Here is a 17685-nt window from a genome sequence, read left to right as displayed (position 1 = left end):
GCGCCCCCGCGTCACGCCGTCGACCCGACGCCCACGCGCACCCGCCGCCCGCGCCACACCACGCTGCGCGGGCCGAGGGCCGCCGTGACCGCGTGCAGCGGCGTCAGCAGGGCCGCCACGGGCTCCAGCAGCACGCCCAGGGTCCCCTGCGCTCCGGCGCCGAGCCGGCCCCGCAGCTCCCGGGTCGCGACCGCGGTGCCCAGCAGCACGACCGCGGTGGCGGCCCCCGCGCGCGGCGACCGTGCGGCGCACGCCAGCGCCACCGTCGCGGCGGGCAGGACGCTCGGCAGGCCCGCGAGCACCGCCAGCCGCGGGCTCGGGTCGCGCCGCACCACCTCGCCGGCGAACAGCAGCCAGCGGCGCATCAGCCGGGCGTACGCGAGCGGGCCGGGGACGGTGGTCGCGAGCTCGGCCGGCTGGGCGGTCTGCACGATCCGCAGCCCGCACGCGCGGTACGCCCGGGCCAGGGCGTAGTCGTCGCAGGTCGCGTCGACCACCGCGGCGAGGCCGCCGACCGCGCGCAGCGCGTCCTGCCGGGTCAGCAGCACCATGCCGTTGACCGTCACGGGCGGTCCGGTGCGGGCCATCGGCAGGTAGGTCACCAGCGCGGACCCGTTGACGAACGCCGCGACCAGCCGGGACCACAGCCCGCCCTGCTCGCGGTACACCGGGATGCCGGTGACCAGGTCCGCGCCCGCGGCGAGCGCGCCGGCCAGCCGCTCGAGCCCGCCCGGCGGGAGCACCGTGTCGTCGTCGAGCAGCCCGACCACCGGGCCCGCGTCCGGGGCGACGACCGCGAGCTTGTGCACCTTGGGGTTCACGCCGGGCGGGGGCGCCGCGCAGGTCAGGACCTCGACGTGCGGCCCCGCGGCGGTGGCGCGCGTCGCCGCGTCGAGGCCCGCGGGGTCGTCGTCGTCGACCAGCAGCAGCACCCGCGCCGGCGCCAGGTTGGCCGCCGACCGCGCCAGCGTGGCGGGCAGCAGGGGGTCCCCGGACCGGACCGGGACCAGGACGGTGACGTCGTCGACGGGCGCCTCGGTCGGGGGCTCCGCGACGGTGCGGGCGGCGGAGACCAGCCGGGCGGCGGCCAGGCCCGCCAGCACCCCGGTGACCGCGAGCGCCGCGACCTCAGCCGTGCGCACGCGCGATCCGGTCCACGCTCTCGTCCAGCGACACCGCGGGCGCGCCGAGGTCGCGCAGCGTGCGGGACACGTCGAAGGTCTTGGAGCGCGAGAGCACGGACACCCCGAACCGGGTGATCGGCGGCTCGCGCCAGCCCAGGAACGTCGCGGACACCTGCTCCCCCGCCCCGGCGAGGGCCCGGACCAGCGCGGGCGGGACCCGCACCGTGCGCGGCTCGGCACCGAGCCGCCTCAGCACGCCGAGCAGGAACGGGTACAGGTCGACCGGCTCGGAGTTGGTCACGTGGTAGAGCCCCTCGACGCGACGCTCGACGGCCTCCGTGAGGTAGTGGGCGGCGGTGTGCACGTCCGTCAGGTCGATCCGCACCGGCGGTCGGCCCGGGCGCTCCAGCAGCGGGAGCACGCCGCCGCGGGCCAGGCGCAGGATCCGCGGCAGCAGCACGGTGTCCCCGACCCCGAACACGGCCCGCGGCCGCAGCACCGCGTGCGGGCCGTCGTACCGGGCGACGACCCGCTCGCTGATCCGCTTGGTGCGGGCGTACACGTTGATCTGCTCCGCGTCCGGCGGGACGGGGCTGTCCTCGGTGAGGTCGAGCTGGTCGGCGTCGCGGTAGAGCACCGAGGAGCTCGACACGTGCACCAGGTGCGGGTGCCCGTGCGCGGCGGCCCAGCGCACGACGTTGCGGGTGCCGTCGACGTTCGCGGCGACGAACGCGCGCGGGTGCGCCCACGGGGAGGCGAGCGCGGCGCAGTGGATCACCGCGTCGACGTCGCCCGGGACGACGCCGTCGAGCAGCGGCTCGGCGAGGTCGTGCCGCACGTACGCGTCGACGGGGGTGCTCGGGGACGCCGCGCGGCCGAGGCCGACGACCTCCCAGCCGCGCGCGTGGGCGTCGGCGACGACCCGCCCGCCGAGGAAGCCGTTGGACCCGGTGAGCAGCACGCGCATGGGCCCGACCCTAACGGGCGCCGGGGGTGTCGCCGGGCACGCTGCCGGGCACGTCGCCCGGTCCGGCGGCCAGCGCGCCCAGCGCCCGGGCCACGTCGTCGGCGTCGTCCCAGACGTGGAACGCGAGCCGCACCCGCCCTGCGCGGCCGGCGACGCGGCAGCCCGCGGCCTCGAGCGCGGCCCGGCGGGCGCCGTCGGGGTCGGGCAGGGTGACGATCGCGCTGCCGGTGGCCGCGAGGCCCAGCCCGGCGCGCAGGCCGTCGGCGAGCCCCGCCGCGTGCGCCTGCACCACCGCCGGGTCCACCTCGGCGAACGCCGTGACCGACTCCGCCGCACCCAGCCACGCCTGCCAGGCCGGCGAGACGTCGAACCGCCGGGCGTCGTCGGCGAGCGTCATCGCCGGGCCGTAGCAGGACGACCACGGGTCGGCGCCGGCGTACCAGCCCGCCTGCACGGGCCGCAGGGCGTCCTGCGCGTCGGCGCGCACCGTCATGAACGCGGTGCCGCGCGGCGCGCACAGCCACTTGTACGCGGCGGTGACGCTGACGTCGTACCGGTCGGCGTCGACCCGCAGCCACCCCGCGGCCTGGGTGAGGTCGCACAGGGTGCGCGCTCCGGCGGCCCGGGCGGCGGCGACCACGGCGTCGTCGTCCAGCACCGCACCCGTCGCGGACTGCACCAGCGAGTACGACACGAGCGCGGTGCCCGGCGTGATCGCCGCGGCGAGGCGGTCGGCGGCGACGTGCCGCACGCGCAGCCGGTCGCCCTGGGCGAGGAACGGGTACACGGTGGAGGAGAAGTCGCCGGTCACGCACAGCACCTCGGCGCCGTCCGGCAGCGACGCGGCGACCACGGCGGCCATGACGGACACCTGGGAGCCGATCGCGACCCGGTCCGCGGCGACCCCGACCAGCGACGCGAACGCGCCCCGGGCCCGGACCACCGCGTCCTCGTAGCGTCCGACGTCCATCCGGCCCGCGCCCCACCGGTCCAGGTCCTCCCGCAGCGCCCGCAGCATGCGCGCGGGCGCGACCCCGGCGGTCGCGGCGTCGAGGTGGCCGGGGGCGGGCGCGAACTCGCGGCGGAGGTCGGCCAGGACGGCGGTGGAGCGCATGCTCCAAGCCTTCCGCCCCCGTTCCATGCGTGCAACGGCCTGTTGTCGACGCACTCATGCACACGGCTTATCGTTCGGGTCATGACCGCCCGACCGCTCGACGCCGCCGCGCTCCGCCTCGTCCGCACCGTGCACGAGACCGGCAGCGTCACCGCCGCCGCCCGCGCGCTGGGCCTCACCCAGCCCGCCGCCAGCCAGCAGCTCCGGGCCGTCGAGCGCACCGTCGGCACCCCGGTCGTCGTCCGCGCCGGCCGCGGGGTGCGGCTCACCGAGGCCGGGCTCGTCCTGGCGCGCAACGCGGTCGCCGTGCAGTCCGCGCTCGACGCGACGCTCGAGGAGGTCGCCGCGGTGGCCAGCCTGCGCGCGGGCCGGGTCCGAGTGGCCGCGTTCCCGTCGGCGGCGGCGACGCTGCTGCCCGGGGCGCTGGCCGCCCTGCGCGTGCGGCACCCCGGGCTCGTGCCCACGTTCGCGGAGGCCGAGCCGCCCGAGGCGCTGGCCGAGCTCGACGCGGGCCGGGTGGACGTCGCGGTGGTGTTCCGGGACGCGGACCCGGACGGGGCAGCCGCTCCCCCGGGGGTCGCGCGCCGGCGGCGCGACCCGCTGCTGCGCGACGAGGTCGTCGTGGTGCTCCCGGAGTCGGACGGCCGCGCGCCGGGCTCCCCCGTCGACCTGGCCGCGCTCGCCGACCGGCCGTGGATCGCCGGCTGCCCGCAGTGCCGGGCCCAGCTGGTCGGCACCTGCGCCCGCGCCGGGTTCGCGCCGCGCGTCGACTTCGCGACCGACGACTACCTGGCGGTGCTCGGTCTGGTCCGCGCCGGGCTGGGCGTCGCGACGCTCCCCGGGCTCGCGCTGGCCGCCCTGCCGCACCACGGCGTCACCGTGCACCCGACGCTCCCGCCGGCGACCCGTCTGGTCGAGGCGGTCACCGACCCGGGCACCGCGCGGGTACCGGCCGTCGCAGCGGCGCTCGACGCGCTGCGCGCCGCGGCCGAGCGGCTGCGGGCACCGCGGGTGCACGTGGCACCCGTGCACGCGGCACCCGTGCACGCGGCACCCGCGGCCCGCGGCTGAGCCCGCCTCAGATGCCGAACCGGCGCGCCACCGCGCGCAGCGACTCCGCCGACCGCCGCAGCCCCGCGAGCTCGTCGGTGGACATCGGCACCTGCAGCCGCTCGCCCACGCCCGCGCGCCCGACCACCGACGGCACCGAGAGGCACACGTCGCTGATCCCGTGGTACCCGTCCAGCAGCGACGACACCGGCAGCACCCGGCGCTCGTCCTTGATGATCGCCTCGATGATCCGCGATCCCGCGAGCGCCACCGCGTAGTTGGTCGCACCCTTGCCGGCGATGATCCGGTAGGCGGACTCCACGACCTCGCGGGCGATCGACTCGCGGACCTCGTGGGTCAGCGGGACGTGACCCTCCATCGCGTTCCAGTCGAGCAGCGGCACGCCGCCGATCGTCGCCGAGGACCACAGCGGCAGCTCGGTGTCCCCGTGCTCGCCGGCGATGTACGCGTGCACGTTCTGCACCGCCACGCCCGTGTACTGGGCGATCAGGTACCGCAGCCGGGAGGAGTCCAGCACCGTCCCGGAGCCGAACATCTGCGTCGGCGGCAGGCCCGAGACCTTGAGGGCCGCGTAGGTGACGATGTCGACCGGGTTGGTCACCATCACGTACACCGCGTTCGGGGCGACCTCCACGAGCGGCGGCAGCACCTTCTTCACCAGCGAGATGGTCGCCTCGGCCAGGTCGATCCGGGTCTGCCCGGGCTTCTGCTTCGCGCCCGCGGTGACCATGACCACGTCCGCGTCGGCGCACGCCGCGATGTCGTCCGAGCCGATCACCTCGGCCATCGGCATGAACTGGATGCCGTGGCTGAGGTCCAGCGCCTCGGCCTCGACCTTCGCCTTGTTGATGTCGTACAGCACCACGCTGCGGGCGGCCCCGCGCATGAGCGCCGCGTACGCCATCGTCGACCCCACCGCGCCCGCGCCGACGACCGCCAGCTTGGTCGTCCGACGGGGGGACACGGCGCTCCCGGCCAGTCCGAGGTCGTCGCCCTCGACGTCGTTCGTCTGCTCGCTCACAGCGGTCCTCCTCGTCCCCGCGCGCCGGTCGGCGCCCTGGTCACGAGGCTAGCGGTCCGGACGGCGGAGCAGCGAGACGGCGCAGGGCACCGAGGGCGACCTCGCGGTCCGTCGTGCGCCAGAAGTCGGGCAGCGACCGGGCCAGGAACTCCCCGTACCGGGCGGTCGACAGCCGCGGGTCCAGCACCGCGACCACGCCGCGGTCGTCCACGGACCGGATCAGCCGTCCCGCGCCCTGGGCGAGCAGCAGCGCCGCGTGCGTGGCCGCCACCGACATGAAGCCGTTGCCACCGGACGCCGCGACCGCCTCGGACCGCGCGGACTTCACCGGGTCGTCGGGTCGCGGGAACGGGATCCGGTCGATGATGACCAGCTGGTTGGCCCGGCCCGGCACGTCGACGCCCTGCCAGAGCGACAGCGTGCCGAACAGGCAGGTCGCCTCGTCCTGCGCGAACTGCCGCACCAGGGTCGGGAGCTGGTCCTCGCCCTGCACCAGCACGGGGACGTCCAGCCGCTCGCGCATCGCCTCCGCGACCGCCACCGCCGCGCGCCGGGACGAGAACAGCCCGAGCGTGCGACCCCCGGCCGCGGTGACCAGCGCCTCGATCTCGTCGAGCTGCGCGTCCGTCGCGGGCTCCCGGCCCGGGGGCGGCAGCCGGCGCGCGATGTAGAGGATGCCCTGGCGCGGGTAGTCGAACGGGCTGCCCACGTCGATGCCCCGCCAGGCGAGCGTCGTGGAACCCGCGCTGCGGGCGGCGCTCACCGGCACGTCGAGCCGGTCCGGGGCGTCCTCGGGGGTGGTCCCCTCGCTGCCGCCCGGCGGGGCGACCGCGACCGTGGCCGCGGACGCCGAGGCCGTCGCCGCGGCCGCCTCCCCCGCGCCCTCCAGGCCGATGCTGCGCGCCATCGACCGGAACTCCCCGCCGAGGCTGAGGGTCGCCGACGTCAGGACCGACGCCCGCTCGGCCAGCAGGTGCGTGCGGATCAGGCCGTTCACCGCGAGCGGCGCCGCGTAGAGCCGGGTCGCGCCGTCCCGCTCGCCGCGCGAGCACCACAGCACGGTGTAGCGCTGGTCGTCGGGGTCCGCGGCCATCCGCTCCGCCACCTCGAACAGGGCCAGCACCGCGGAGGTGGCGATCTTCAGCCCCGAGTCCGCCGGGGGCGCCTCGCCCGCCGCGGGCTTCTCGGGCCGCAACGCCGACAGCAGCCCGCGCGCGGCGTCCCGCACCATCGCGACCGCCTGGCGGGTGCCGTCGGGCAGTCCGCCGGTGAACCGGCCCTCCGGCAGGTGGATCAGCGCGGCACCCAGCGCGGCCGCGGCGCCGTCGAGGTCCGTCGTCGCGATCCCGCCGTGCCGGCGCGCCATCCGGCCCGCGTGCTCGACGCTGCCCACCGACAGCTCGGCGGTCGACTGCGCCGTGACCCGGTCCGCGAGCTCGTGCGCCTCGTCGACCACCAGCACCTGGTGCTCCGGCAGCACGTGCGGGGAGCCCGACGCGGCGATGCCGAGCATCGCGTGGTTCGTCACGACCACGTCGGCGGCCCGCGCGGCGGCCCGGGCACGCTCCGGGAAGCACTCGTCGAGCATCGGGCACTTCTGGCCCAGGCACTCCAGCGAGGTCACCGACACCTGCCGCCACGCGCGGTCGCTGACGCCCGGCACCAGGTCGTCGCGGTCGCCCGAGTCGGTCGCGCCCGCCCACTCGCGCAGGCGGACGACCTGGGCGCCGAGCGACTCCTTCTCGGCCGGCTCGCCGTCGGCGTCCTGCGTCGGCGTCGGGTGGTCCGCCGCGCCCTTGTCCCCCAGGTCGAACAGCATCCCCTGGTCGTCCGGGGGGTAGCCGCCCTCGGTCTTGTGCACGCAGACGTAGTTGTGCCAGCCCTTGAGCAGCGCCACCTTCGGCGGGCGCGGCAGCTCCGGGGCGAGCGCCTCGGCGACCAGCGGCAGGTCGCGCGTCATCACCTGCCGCTGCAGCGCCAGGGTCGCGGTCGAGACGACGACCTTCTGGTCCTCGAGCACGGCGTGCCGGACCGAGGGCACCAGGTACCCGAGCGACTTCCCCGTGCCGGTGCCCGCCTGCACCATGAGGTGCTCCTTCGTGGCGAACGCGTCCGCGACCTCGCGGGCCATCCGCCGCTGCCCCTCGCGCGGCGACCCACCGAGCGCGGCGACCGCCACGTCGAGCAGGTGGTCGACGTCGGGGCTGGGATCGGGCACCGGAACACCCTAGTCGGGCGCGGGCCCCCTACCGGACGACGACCGCCGCCGCCGTGCAGCTCCGTCGCGAGACCCTCGTCCACCCGGCCGCGCAGCGCGGTGCCCTGCGGGGTGTGCTCCTCGAGGTCGATCTCCCCCGACTCGTGCACCCGGTGCACCAGGTCGCCCCGGTCGTACGGGATCACCACGTCGACGGTCACGCCCGGGCGCGGCAGCTGGTCGGCGATGACCGCCTGGAGCTCCGCGATGCCCTCGCCGGTGTGCGCCGAGACGACCACCGCGCCGTGCTCCCGCGACCGCAGCCGCGCGACCGTCTCCGGCTCGGCGAGGTCGACCTTGTTCAGCACGATGATCTCGGGCACGTCCATCGCACCCGGGATGTCCGCGAACACGTGCCGGACCGCGGCGATCTGCCCCTCCGGGTCCGGGTGCGACGCGTCGACGACGTGCAGCACGAGGTCCGCGTCCGCGACCTCCTCGAGCGTCGACCGGAACGCCTCGACCAGCTGGTGCGGCAGGTTCCGCACGAACCCGACCGTGTCCGCCAGCGTGTACACCCGGCCGTCCGCCGCCTCCGCGCGCCGGACCGTCGGGTCCAGGGTCGCGAACAGCGCGTTCTCGACCAGCACGCCCGCGTCGGTCAGCCGGTTCAGCAGCGAGGACTTGCCGGCGTTCGTGTAGCCCGCGATCGCCACCGACGGGATCGCGTTCTTCTTCCGGGACGCCCGCTTGGTCGCGCGCGCCGGCTCCATCGCGGCGATCTCCCGGCGCAGCTTCGCCATCCGGTCGCGGATGCGCCGCCGGTCCAGCTCGATCTTCGTCTCACCCGGACCGCGCGAGCCCATGCCCGCGCCGGCGCCGCCGACCTGGCCACCGGCCTGCCGGGACATCGAGTCGCCCCAGCCGCGCAGGCGCGGCAGCAGGTACTCCAGCTGCGCCAGCTCGACCTGGGCCTTGCCCTCCCGGGACTTGGCGTGCTGGGCGAAGATGTCGAGGATCAGCGCCGTCCGGTCCACGACCTTGACCCGCACCACGTCCTCCAGCGCGCGGCGCTGGGACGGGGCGAGCTCGCCGTCGACGACCACCGTGTCCGCGCCGACCGCCGCCACCAGGCCCGCGAGCTCCGCCGCCTTGCCGGAGCCCAGGTAGGTGCCCGGGTCGGGGTTCTGGCGGCGCTGCAGCAAGCCGTCGAGGACCTCCGAGCCGGCGGTCTCCGCCAGCGCGGCGAGCTTCCCGCAGCGAGATCTCCGCCGACAGCTGCGTGGTGCCGAGCGGACCCCACAGCCCGACCAGCACGACCCGCTCGAGGCGCAGCTGCCGGTACTCGACCTCGGTGACGTCCTGGAAGCTCCGTCGACAGGCCCGCGACCCGGCGCAGCGACGTGCGCTCCTCCAGGTCGAGCTGCTCGCCGTCGTGGGTGGTGTGCACCGTGCCGCCGTCGTGGACCGCGGTGCCCGCCCGTGCGAGCACCCGGGCCACGACGTCGTCGGCGACCCGCTGGGCGTCGCGCGCGGCCTGCTGCGCGTCCACCTCGGCCTCCGGGGCGTCCTGCTCGCGCGTCGTGGGGTCCTGGGCGTCGTTCACGCGGTTCCTTCGGGGTCCGGGAGCATGGCCGGCGCACCGGGGTGCGCCGGCTCCCAGCGTGGCACGCTGCCCGGCGGGAAGCGAGGTGATTCGCCGCAGGCGGACGCCGGATAGGGTCGCGGGCGTGACCGGCACCGACCACTACTTCACCGCGGAGCCCGCCTCCCCCGACGAGCGGCGCACCCGGACCGTCCACCTGGCCGGCCGCGACGTCGACGTGGAGACCGCCGGCGGCGTGTTCTCCCCCGACCACCTCGACGGCGGTACCGAGGTGCTGCTGCGGCACGTGCCCGACCCGCCGCAGGACGGCGACCTGCTGGACCTCGGCTGCGGCTGGGGGCCCGTGGCGCTCAGCCTCGCCCTGCACGCCCCGGCGGCCCGGGTGTGGGCGGTCGACGTGAACGAGCGGGCCCTCGACCTCACGCGCCGGAACGCCGACGCGCTCGGGCTGACCGGGGTCCGGTCCGGGCGCCCCGAGGACGTGCCCGAGGACGTGCGGTTCGCGGCGATCTGGTCCAACCCGCCGATCCGGGTCGGCAAGGAGGCGCTGCACGCGATGCTGCGGCAGTGGCTCCGGCGGCTCGTGCCCGGCGGTGCGGCGTACCTGGTGGTGGCGAAGAACCTCGGGTCGGACTCGCTGCTGCGCTGGCTGGCGACCGAGCTCGGCGACGCGGCTGACGTCGACCGGGTGGCGACGGACCGCGGCTTCCGCGTCCTGCGCGTCACCGCTCGCTGACCCGACGCCCCGCCCACGCGCCGCCGACCCGCCGCCCACGCGCCGCCGAGACAGGACCTCCGCGCCGAGTCAGGACCTCCGGAGGCCCTGTCTCGCGCGGGCGGACCTACCTCGGCACGTGGACGCGGGCGGGTGCGGGGCGGACCGCGTCGGCGGCGGCGCGGGCGCCCGCCAGCGTGGGGACGCCGGTGACGCGGGCGACGGGCTCGCCAGAGCTGTCGAGGAGCACCACCGTCGGGGTCTGCTCCACCGCGAACCGGGTCGCGAGGTCCGCACGGTCCGCGACGTCGACCTCGACGTGGGCGACGCCGTCCGCGGTCGCCACGACGCGCTCCAGCACCCGGCGGGTCGCCCGGCACGGCGCGCAGAAGCCCGACGAGAACTGCAGGAACGTCACCTCACGTCCCAGCGGTCGGCGCAGGTCGTCGGCCGTGAGCGCGGTCGGCGCGGGCTGGTCGGTCGGGGGCACGTGGGGTGCAACGCCGGGCGCGGGCGCAGGTGTTCCCGCGTCGGGCACGGGCGCGGGTGTTCCCGCGTCGGGCGCGGTCAGCGGCCGAGCGCGTCCAGGTCGACGTCGACGTCCGCGAGCAGCACCGCCGGCCCGGCGAGCTCGACGTGGCCGTCCGGCAGCGCGGCGACCCGCACCGTCCCGCCGGGCACGTCCACCAGCCAGACGTCGGGCGCCTGCGGGCCGGCCCACGCCCGCACCGCGAGCGCCGCGGCGCACGCACCGGTGCCGCAGGACCGGGTCTCGCCGACGCCGCGCTCGTGCACGCGCATCCGGACCCGGCCGACGACCGTGCCGTCCGACGTCCGCTCCTCGCCGAGCGGGACGACGAGCTCCACGTTCGTGCCGTGCGGCGGCACCGGGTCGACGCCCGGCGCGCGCGTCAGGTCCGCGGCGTCGAGCTCGGCCTCGCCCGCGAGCGCCAGCACCGTGTGCGGGTTGCCGACGTCGACGCTGAGCGCCGGTCGCGGCACCGGCAGCCCGGCGACCGTGACCTCCGCGTCGCCGCCCGACGTGACCGCCTCGGGCCCGCCGGGCAGGTGCCAGACACCCATGTCGACGGCGTACCAGGCCTCGCCCGCGGGTCCGGCGACCTCACGGACCCGGCGGACCCCCGCGCGGGTGCCGAGCACGAGCTCGCCCGCGCCCGGGTCCCAGACGCCGAGCGCGCGCGCGTACTCCGCGACGACCCGGACCCCGTTGCCGCACATCTCCGCGATCGAGCCGTCCCCGTTGCGGTAGTCCATGAACCAGGTCGCCGCCGGGTCCTCGGCGAGCACCGCGGCGCCCTCGGGCAGGTCCGCGCTGGCGACCAGCCGGATCACCCCGTCGCCGCCGATCCCCGCGCGCCGGTCCGCGAGCGCCCGGACCAGCGCGTCGTCCAGCGCGACGCCGGTGCGGCCGTCGAGCAGGACGAAGTCGTTCTGCGTCCCGTGGCCCTTCGTCACCCGCAGCACGCGCGGGGCGGTCGCCGTCGCGGGGCCGCTGGGAACGGGGCTGCCGGAGGCGGTGCGGCTCGAGACGGTGCTGCTGGAGCCGGGGCCGGGCGTGCCGGTGCTGCCGGCGGTCGCGGTCATGAACCCAGACTACGGCGCGGCGCCGGGTCGTCGGTGGCCCGGCCGAGCCGCCCCGCGTCGGCCTCCGCCACCAGGTCCAGCGCCCGGTCGACCAGGTCGGGGTCGCGCGCGTCGAGCCAGTGCACCCGTGGGTCGCGCCCGAACCAGCCCATCTGCTTGCGCGCGAGCCGCCGGGTGCCCGCGACCACCTGGGCGCGCGCCTCGTCCAGCGTGATCTCCCCGCGCAGCGCCGCCAGCACCTCCGCGTACCCGACCGCCCGGGACGCGGTGCGCCCGATGCCGCCGGGGCGGGCCAGCAGACCGCGGACCTCGTCGACCAGCCCGGCCGCCCACATCCGGTCCACCCGGGCCTGCACGCGCGCGTCGAGGACCGCGCGGTCGCAGTCCAGGCCGATCTGCACCGCGGGGACCTCGTACTCGTGGCTCGGCAGGTTCGCGGAGTACGGCCGGCCGGTCAGGGCGATCACCTCGAGCGCCCGCACCACCCGCCGGGCGTTGCGGGGCCCGATGCCGTCCGCGGCCACCGGGTCCAGCCGCGCGAGCTCCGCGTGCAGCGCGCGCGAGCCCTCCGCCTCGACGCGTGCCTCCAGCTCGGCCCGCACCTGCGGGTCGGTGCCGGGGAACTCCATGTGGTCGAGCAGCGCGCGCACGTAGAGCCCCGAGCCGCCGACCGCGACCGCCCGTGCGCCCCGGGACTCGATGTCCGCCAGCGCGGCGCGGGCGGCCTCCTGGTACGCCGCGACGGTCGCGTCCTCGTCCGGGTCGAGCACGTCGAGCAGGTGGTGCGGCACCCCCCGGCGCTCCGCGACGGCGAGCTTCGCGGTCCCGATGTCCAGGCCGCGGTAGAGCTGCAGGGCGTCGGCGTTGACCACCTCGCCTCCCAGGCGCTCCGCGAGGGCGAGGCCCAGGTCGGACTTGCCGGTCGCGGTGGGACCGACCACGGCGACGACGACGGTCAACGGGGCTCCTCGGAGTGGTGCGGGACGGGTGCGGGGCCGGTGCCCCAGCGGGCGACGGCGTGCTGCGCGCCGGCGACGACGGCGGTCGTGCAGGTGGCGGCACGGACGGGCGGCCCGTCGACGGGGAGCAACGCGAGCGCGGCCCGCCACGGCGCCCATCCGCTGACCGCGAGCTCGCGGGCCGTGTCGGGGCCGAGCGCGTCGAGCGCGGTGTCCAGCGCCGCGGGGCCGTCGGCGAGCGCGGCGAGCAGCCTCGCGTCGACCTCGGCTGCGCGGGGGTCCTCGGCGAGCGGGGCGTCGGCGCCGTCCCGGGCGCTCGGCGAGCCGACGACGACGAGGAGGGCGGTGGCCGTGCCGGCGTCCTCGGGGGCCGTCGACCCGCCACCCCGGGCGAGCTCGCGGACGTCGACGGGCGCGCGGCACCCGGCGAGGTCGAGCAGCACCAGCGCCGTCGACGCCGGGACGTCGGCCCGCGACCGCGGCGCGACCGCGTCGGCCCGGCCCGCGGGCTCCGGCAGCCCGGCCGCGCCGAGCCCGAGACCGACCGGGTGCGTCAGCGCGCGGTCCCGGGTCGCGGGCGCCAGGACGAGCACCCGCCCGTCGGGCCCGGGGTCGGCGGCCCGCAGCGCCTCGACTGCGGCCGCCCGCAGCCCCGACGCGGGGTCGGCCCGCCCGGCGGCACCGGGCACGACCAGCACGGTGTCGGGCAGGAGCACCACGGCCGAGAACACCCCCGAACGGTACCCGCCCCCTGCCGCAGGCACCCCCGCGTGCCCGGCGCCGCCGCACGAGAGGTCACGACTCGCGGGCGCGCAGGCGCCGCGACCAGCGTGTCGTGACCTCTCGTGCGGCCGACGGGGGTGCGGGTGCGGGGTGCTGGAAGGGGTCAGGCGGTGAGGGTGCGGGCGAGGTCCTCGGCGCGGGACTCCTGGCCGGAGCGGCGCAGGACGTCGACGAGCGCGTTCGCGACCTCGCCGCGCGGGGCGCGCTGCCGGGCGGCGGCGAAGCCCTCCATCGCGGACTCGAGGTGCCAGACCGCCTCCTCGACGTTCCCGAGGTCGTCGTGCAGGCGCCCGGCGAGCCAGAACGCGTGCGCGGCGTCCGCGACGGCGCCGAGCCCGGCGTACGCCTCGGCGGCACGCTGCGCCACGGCGGCGCCGGGTGCCCGGTGGTCCCCGCCGAGCGTGGCGAGCAGCCGGGCGGCGGCGTCGTCCAGGTCGGCGGCAGCGCGGCGACCGGCGGCCTGCTCGCGCGCCTCGAGCTCGGGCGCCCGCTCGATCGCGTCGGGCGCGGGGTCGGCGGCCAGGTCGCGGGACAGCCGCTCGGCCTCCGCGAGCACGGCCTCGGCGTCCCCGGTCACGGCGGCGGCGCGGGCCCAGGCCACGACGACCTGCGCGAGCGAGACCGGCGGGAGGTCCCCGGCACGCAGCCGGGCGACCGCGGCGGCGTACCCGGCGGCGGCCCCGTCGTCGTCGCCGAGGGTCTGGGCGCAGTGCGCGGCCTCGGCGTAGGCGAACCCGGCGTCGACCAGGAGGCCCGCGGCCTCCGCGGCGACCGCGGCGTCGAGGTAGGCGCCCGCGGCGGCCTCGACGTCCCCGCTCGCGGCGAGGCGCTCGGCGGCGGACGCGAGCTCGGCGGGGTCCGCCGGTGCCGCGCGCCGGGCGGCGTCGCCGGTCTCCGCGCCGGCCGCGGCGCCCTCGGTGACCGCAGCCCCGTTCGTGCCGGCACCGCCGGTGGACCCCGTCGACGGCGCCGCGGCGCCGCCGGTCGCGCCCAGCCCGCGCGGCAGCACGTCCAGGTCGAGGGTGTCCGCGGCGGGGGTCGACCGCCAGGCCCGGGCCACGGCCTCGGACTCCGAGGCGGTGCCGTTGCGGGCGTCGAACTGCGCGGCGAGCTCGTCGGCCCGGGCACGCAGCCAGTCGTCGAGCTCGGCCACGGTGCCGGCCGGGACGGTGGCGAGCCGCACGGGTCGGTCGCCGTGGCCGGTCTCCCGGAGCACGTGCGTCGCGGCGCCCACGAGGGTGGCGAACGCGAGCCGGGAGTACGGGGTGTCGCCGCCGGTCAGGTACTGCTGGTCGGCCTCGATGGCGCGGACGGCCCGCTCGGCCTGCCCGCCGCGGGCCAGCAGCCGGATCCGGCGGCCCCGGGCGCCGACCATGTCGGACTCGGCGTGCGCGAGCGCGGCGACGGCGCGGCGGTGCGCGCGGGCGGCCTCGCGGGGGCGGCCGGCGTCGAGGTGCGCCTCGGCCAGGTAGGACAGCATGTCGGCGGGCTCGGAGGCGCAGGACGGGTTCTCGGTGAGGGTCTGCTCGATGAGCCGGACGCCCTCCTCGGCCCGCCCGGTGGCGATCAGCCACGACGCCCGGTCACCGGGGTCGCACGCCTCGCACTGGGAGAAGTCGTCGCGGGGCGTGGCGACCCACGCCTGGTAGGCGGCCTCGACGTCGGCGGCGCCGCGCTGGCGGGCCCAGGCGAACCGCTCGTACGCGACCGCGTCCATGCCGTTGCCGGCGAGCGCGTAGCGGCGCTCCATGTCCGCCAGCGTGCGGTCGATCTGCTCGGCGGGCACGGTCGGGAAGTCGGCCAGGCCCGAGATCATCCACTTGAACGACCAGAACAGCCCGTGCTGGTCGTGCGCGTCGAAGTGCTCGGGGTGCTCGTCCCACCAGCGCAGCAGCCGCGCGAACGCGACGAAGGACCGGTCGACCTCGCCGCCCCACTGGTAGGCCTCGACCAGCGTCGACAGCGCGTACGCGCGGGCCTCGTCGGGGCCCTCGGCGTCGACGAGCCGGACCAGCCGCTCGGCCGCCTGGGTGCGGGCGAGCCCGTAGGGCATCTCCCGGACCCGGCTGATCTCGCGGTTGGCCTCGTCCAGCGTGCGGCTCACGCCTGCTCCTCCTCTGCCGGTCCCCCGGCGGACGTGTCACGGTCCAGCCCTGCGCGGAGCAGGACGGTCATCGACCCGGTCATCAGCTCGGACTCCCGCGCGCGCAACGGCTCGCCCGCCAGCAGCAGGGCCGAGACGTACAGCGAGCGCAGGCCCGCGGTGAACACCTCGCCCGGGGGGGCCGCGAGCAGGTCGCGGACCAGCGGGCTGGCGTCGTTCAGCACCAGCTGCCGGGCGGCCGCGGGGGCGGCGAACCCGGCGAGCACGTCGCCCCACACGTCGTCGGCCTCGGCCATCGCGGCCTGCAGGTCCCGCTGGTGGTCGCCGTCGCGGTCGTGCAGGAGCACCGCGGGCAGCCCGGCGGGCTCGAAGGTCCGCACGACGAGGTCGGTGTCCAGGGGGCGCAGCACGTCGCCGCCGGCGCGCACGGCGTCGAGCGTCGCGAGCTCGCGCTCCGGGGTCAGCGGGGTGAGCACCTGCGCGATGTCCCCGGCGCCGAGCGGCCGGACCTCGACGGGCGTCCGCTGCGCGAACCGGGCGAGCAGGTCGGCGTCGTAGACGTAGCCGGCGTTGACGACCGCGATGCCCTGCGCGCGCGCCACCGGCGCGATCCGCTTGTACTCCTCCAGCGTCGGGGCGTACACGACGCGGCCGTGCTCCCGGGCGACGTCCGCGAGCGTGAGCATCCCGTCGGTCGTCTCGTAGGGCAGGATCCGCGACGCGAGGTCGAGCATCGTGTCGTCGGTCAGCGCCAGGGACCGCACCGCGAGGTGGTGGGTCCTCACGAACTGCTCCGCGAGCGCGGTGCCGGACTCCAGGGTCCGCAGCGTCCACGCGCGCACCGCACCGGCGAGCGCCTCCTGCGTGGCCAGCAGCACCTCGTCGGTGTAGAGCTGCTCGCGCGAGGCGGTCGGCCGCAGCCCCGAGGCGTCGACGACGCCGCGGACGAAGAACGCCCACTCCGGCAGCAGCCCCTCGACGCGCGCGCCGAGCAGCATCCGCTTGAGGTAGACGCGGTGCGACCCGCCACCGCCGGGCGGCACGGCCGCGGGCAGCACGAACGCGACGCCGGAGACGCCCGCGAGGGGCACCTCGAGGTCGACGTGCGCGAGCGGCGTGAACCCGAAGGTCTGCTCGCAGTACCGCGCGAGCGCCTGGGAGCGGGACACCGCGTCGGGGTAGGTCCGCGTCCACGGCAGCTCGGACGCCGAGACCCGACGCCACACGTGCCCGGGGCGCGGCGAGCCGTCCGCGGGCAGCGGGACGTCGTCCGCCGCGGCCGCGGTCCCCAGCGGCACCTCGACGGCGACGTCCACGGGCAGCAGCGAGCCGAACTCCGCGGCGAGCGCGGCGACCGTCTCCCCCGCGAGCCAGTGCTCCATGTCCCGGCGCGGGCGGATCCGCACGGTGCTGCCGACCGGCAGGTCGGTGCCGGGCAGCTCGGTCAGGTCGTAGGACCCGTCCGCGTGCCCGCGCCAGCGGACCGCCGGGGCGTCGGGCTCGCGCGCCGAGCGGGACACCAGCTCGATCTCGTCGGCGACCATGAACGCCGACAGCAGGCCGATGCCGAACTGCCCGAGGAACTCCTCGCGGCCGAGGCCGAGGTCGAGGTCCCGCTTGGACGACCGCCCGACGGTGGCGAGCAGCTCCTGGGCCTCCGCGCGGGTCAGGCCGACGCCGGAGTCGACGACGGCCAGGGAGCCGTCCGCGAGCGGCCGCAGGCGCACCGTCGCCGGGCACCCTGGGTCGAGAGCACGCCGCGCGGTGATCGCGTCGACGCCGTTCTGCAGCAGCTCGCGGACGTAGACCCGGGGGCCCGAGTACAGGTGCCGGGCGAGCAGGTCGACCACGCCGTGCAGGTCGACCTGGAACGCCTGGGCGACGGGGTCGGTCATGCGCGCCGCGTCACTCGCTCTCGTACTCGGCCTTGGCGACGGCCGCCTCGTCCGGGAAGTGCTCGTCCAGGTGCTCGAACAGGCTCAGCGCGGTGGTGATGCCGCACGCGAGGTGCAGGTCGATCTGCTCGTCGGTGACGCCGTGCTCGTAGTCGACCGTGTGCTCGGCGTACACGCCGACGACCTCGTCCTCGCGGCGCACGTAGCCCTTGGGCCACAGCTTCTCGGAGTTCCAGGCGTTGACCAGGTCGACCACGCGCTCGAACTGGTCGACGCCGACCTTGCGGTTCCAGCGGCCGCGGGTCTGCAGGTACTCCTGCGAGCCGCCCATCCGGAAGAAGTAGAACAGGTGGCCGTCCCAGTAGCCGCCGATGTCGCCGTCGTCGTCGACGCCGTAGCGCATCTCGCGCGAGTCGAGCACGGAGATGATCCGCTCGTGCGAGAGCGCCTGCGCGGCGCCGGCCGAGCCCGCCGCGTCCGGCTTGGTGAAGAAGCCCATGTCCGTCCTCAGTCCTTCCGTGCGG

14 protein-coding genes and 1 pseudogene are annotated in these 17685 nt (G+C 77.2%); 2 read left to right on the top strand and 13 right to left on the bottom strand.

Features of this window, described 5'->3' with window-relative positions; translation table 11 throughout:
* Positions 1-11: 11 nt before the first annotated feature.
* From AC1VL8_RS12015 to AC1VL8_RS12005, 3 genes are read right to left on the bottom strand one after another with little or no spacing between them, the layout of a single operon-like run.
* On the bottom strand, positions 12-1142 hold the full coding sequence (locus tag AC1VL8_RS12015; protein ID WP_483075316.1) for a glycosyltransferase family 2 protein: 1131 nt from the start codon (positions 1140-1142) through the stop codon (positions 12-14).
* Complete coding sequence (locus AC1VL8_RS12010) at positions 1129-2091, bottom strand: NAD-dependent epimerase/dehydratase family protein (RefSeq protein WP_483075315.1); 963 nt, start codon at positions 2089-2091, stop codon at positions 1129-1131. The genes AC1VL8_RS12015 and AC1VL8_RS12010 overlap by 14 nt, the downstream gene beginning before the upstream one ends.
* Before the next feature lie 10 nt (positions 2092-2101).
* Positions 2102-3205, bottom strand: a complete 1104-nt coding sequence (locus AC1VL8_RS12005) for an aminotransferase class V-fold PLP-dependent enzyme (protein WP_483075314.1) — start codon at positions 3203-3205, stop codon at positions 2102-2104.
* 81 nt (positions 3206-3286) lie between these two features.
* Here AC1VL8_RS12005 and AC1VL8_RS12000 point away from each other — a divergent pair, with 81 nt between their 5' ends.
* A complete protein-coding gene (locus AC1VL8_RS12000) occupies positions 3287-4276 on the top strand; it encodes a LysR family transcriptional regulator (RefSeq protein WP_483075313.1) in 990 nt (329 codons plus the stop codon).
* Between the two features lie 7 nt (positions 4277-4283).
* Here the strand turns inward: AC1VL8_RS12000 and AC1VL8_RS11995 are convergent, their stop codons facing one another.
* The 3 genes and pseudogenes from AC1VL8_RS11995 to hflX form a co-directional block, all read right to left on the bottom strand.
* Positions 4284-5255: an L-lactate dehydrogenase gene (locus tag AC1VL8_RS11995; protein ID WP_483076244.1), complete on the bottom strand. Its 972-nt coding sequence runs from the start codon at positions 5253-5255 to the stop codon at positions 4284-4286.
* 82 nt (positions 5256-5337) lie between these two features.
* Positions 5338-7515: an ATP-dependent DNA helicase gene (locus AC1VL8_RS11990; protein WP_483075312.1), complete on the bottom strand. Its 2178-nt coding sequence runs from the start codon at positions 7513-7515 to the stop codon at positions 5338-5340.
* A 56-nt stretch (positions 7516-7571) separates the two neighbouring features.
* Positions 7572-9046, bottom strand: a pseudogene (gene hflX / locus AC1VL8_RS11985) (GTPase HflX); the annotation flags it as partial.
* A gap of 178 nt (positions 9047-9224) precedes the next feature.
* Between hflX and AC1VL8_RS11980 the strand changes: the two are divergent.
* Positions 9225-9836 (top strand): class I SAM-dependent methyltransferase, encoded by a 612-nt coding sequence (locus AC1VL8_RS11980; RefSeq protein WP_483075311.1) that lies wholly within the window; start codon positions 9225-9227, stop codon positions 9834-9836.
* 106 nt (positions 9837-9942) lie between these two features.
* On the opposite strand, the gene AC1VL8_RS11975 is transcribed toward AC1VL8_RS11980, so the two are convergent.
* The 7 genes from AC1VL8_RS11975 to AC1VL8_RS11945 form a co-directional block, all read right to left on the bottom strand.
* On the bottom strand, positions 9943-10305 hold the full coding sequence (locus AC1VL8_RS11975; protein WP_483075310.1) for a thioredoxin family protein: 363 nt from the start codon (positions 10303-10305) through the stop codon (positions 9943-9945).
* A 77-nt stretch (positions 10306-10382) separates the two neighbouring features.
* The gene (gene dapF, locus AC1VL8_RS11970) at positions 10383-11420 is read right to left on the bottom strand and encodes a diaminopimelate epimerase (RefSeq protein ID WP_483075309.1); all 1038 of its coding nucleotides are present in this window, start codon (positions 11418-11420) and stop codon (positions 10383-10385) included.
* Positions 11417-12379, bottom strand: a complete 963-nt coding sequence (gene miaA, locus AC1VL8_RS11965) for a tRNA (adenosine(37)-N6)-dimethylallyltransferase MiaA (protein WP_483075308.1) — start codon at positions 12377-12379, stop codon at positions 11417-11419. The genes dapF and miaA overlap by 4 nt, the downstream gene beginning before the upstream one ends.
* Positions 12376-13110, bottom strand: coding sequence for a hypothetical protein (locus AC1VL8_RS11960; RefSeq protein ID WP_483075307.1), 735 nt, complete (start codon positions 13108-13110; stop codon positions 12376-12378). Before AC1VL8_RS11960 ends, miaA begins: the two co-directional genes overlap by 4 nt.
* 155 nt (positions 13111-13265) lie before the next feature.
* On the bottom strand, positions 13266-15266 hold the full coding sequence (locus AC1VL8_RS11955; protein ID WP_483075306.1) for a hypothetical protein: 2001 nt from the start codon (positions 15264-15266) through the stop codon (positions 13266-13268).
* A complete protein-coding gene (locus AC1VL8_RS11950; protein ID WP_483075305.1) occupies positions 15263-17161 on the bottom strand; it encodes an HSP90 family protein in 1899 nt (632 codons plus the stop codon). Before AC1VL8_RS11950 ends, AC1VL8_RS11955 begins: the two co-directional genes overlap by 4 nt.
* 10 nt (positions 17162-17171) lie before the next feature.
* Positions 17172-17660: a type III secretion system chaperone family protein gene (locus tag AC1VL8_RS11945; RefSeq protein WP_389227526.1), complete on the bottom strand. Its 489-nt coding sequence runs from the start codon at positions 17658-17660 to the stop codon at positions 17172-17174.
* Positions 17661-17685 lie beyond the last annotated feature (25 nt).

It is taken from the genome of Cellulomonas sp. KU4C (assembly GCF_056868065.1).
This window is presented reverse-complemented; position numbering and strand designations above follow the sequence as displayed.

Excerpts from the sequence above, each read along its gene's own strand:
- AC1VL8_RS12010 (WP_483075315.1), bottom strand. The coding sequence starts at position 2,091 with ATGCGCGTGCTGCTCACCGGGTCCAACGGCTTCCTCGGCGGGCGGGTC.
- AC1VL8_RS11945 (WP_389227526.1), bottom strand. The coding sequence starts at position 17,660 with ATGGGCTTCTTCACCAAGCCGGACGCGGCGGGCTCGGCCGGCGCCGCG.
- AC1VL8_RS11950 (WP_483075305.1), bottom strand. The coding sequence starts at position 17,161 with ATGACCGACCCCGTCGCCCAGGCGTTCCAGGTCGACCTGCACGGCGTG.
- dapF (WP_483075309.1), bottom strand. The coding sequence starts at position 11,420 with ATGACCGCGACCGCCGGCAGCACCGGCACGCCCGGCCCCGGCTCCAGC.
- AC1VL8_RS12005 (WP_483075314.1), bottom strand. The coding sequence starts at position 3,205 with ATGCGCTCCACCGCCGTCCTGGCCGACCTCCGCCGCGAGTTCGCGCCC.
- AC1VL8_RS12000 (WP_483075313.1), top strand. The coding sequence starts at position 3,287 with ATGACCGCCCGACCGCTCGACGCCGCCGCGCTCCGCCTCGTCCGCACC.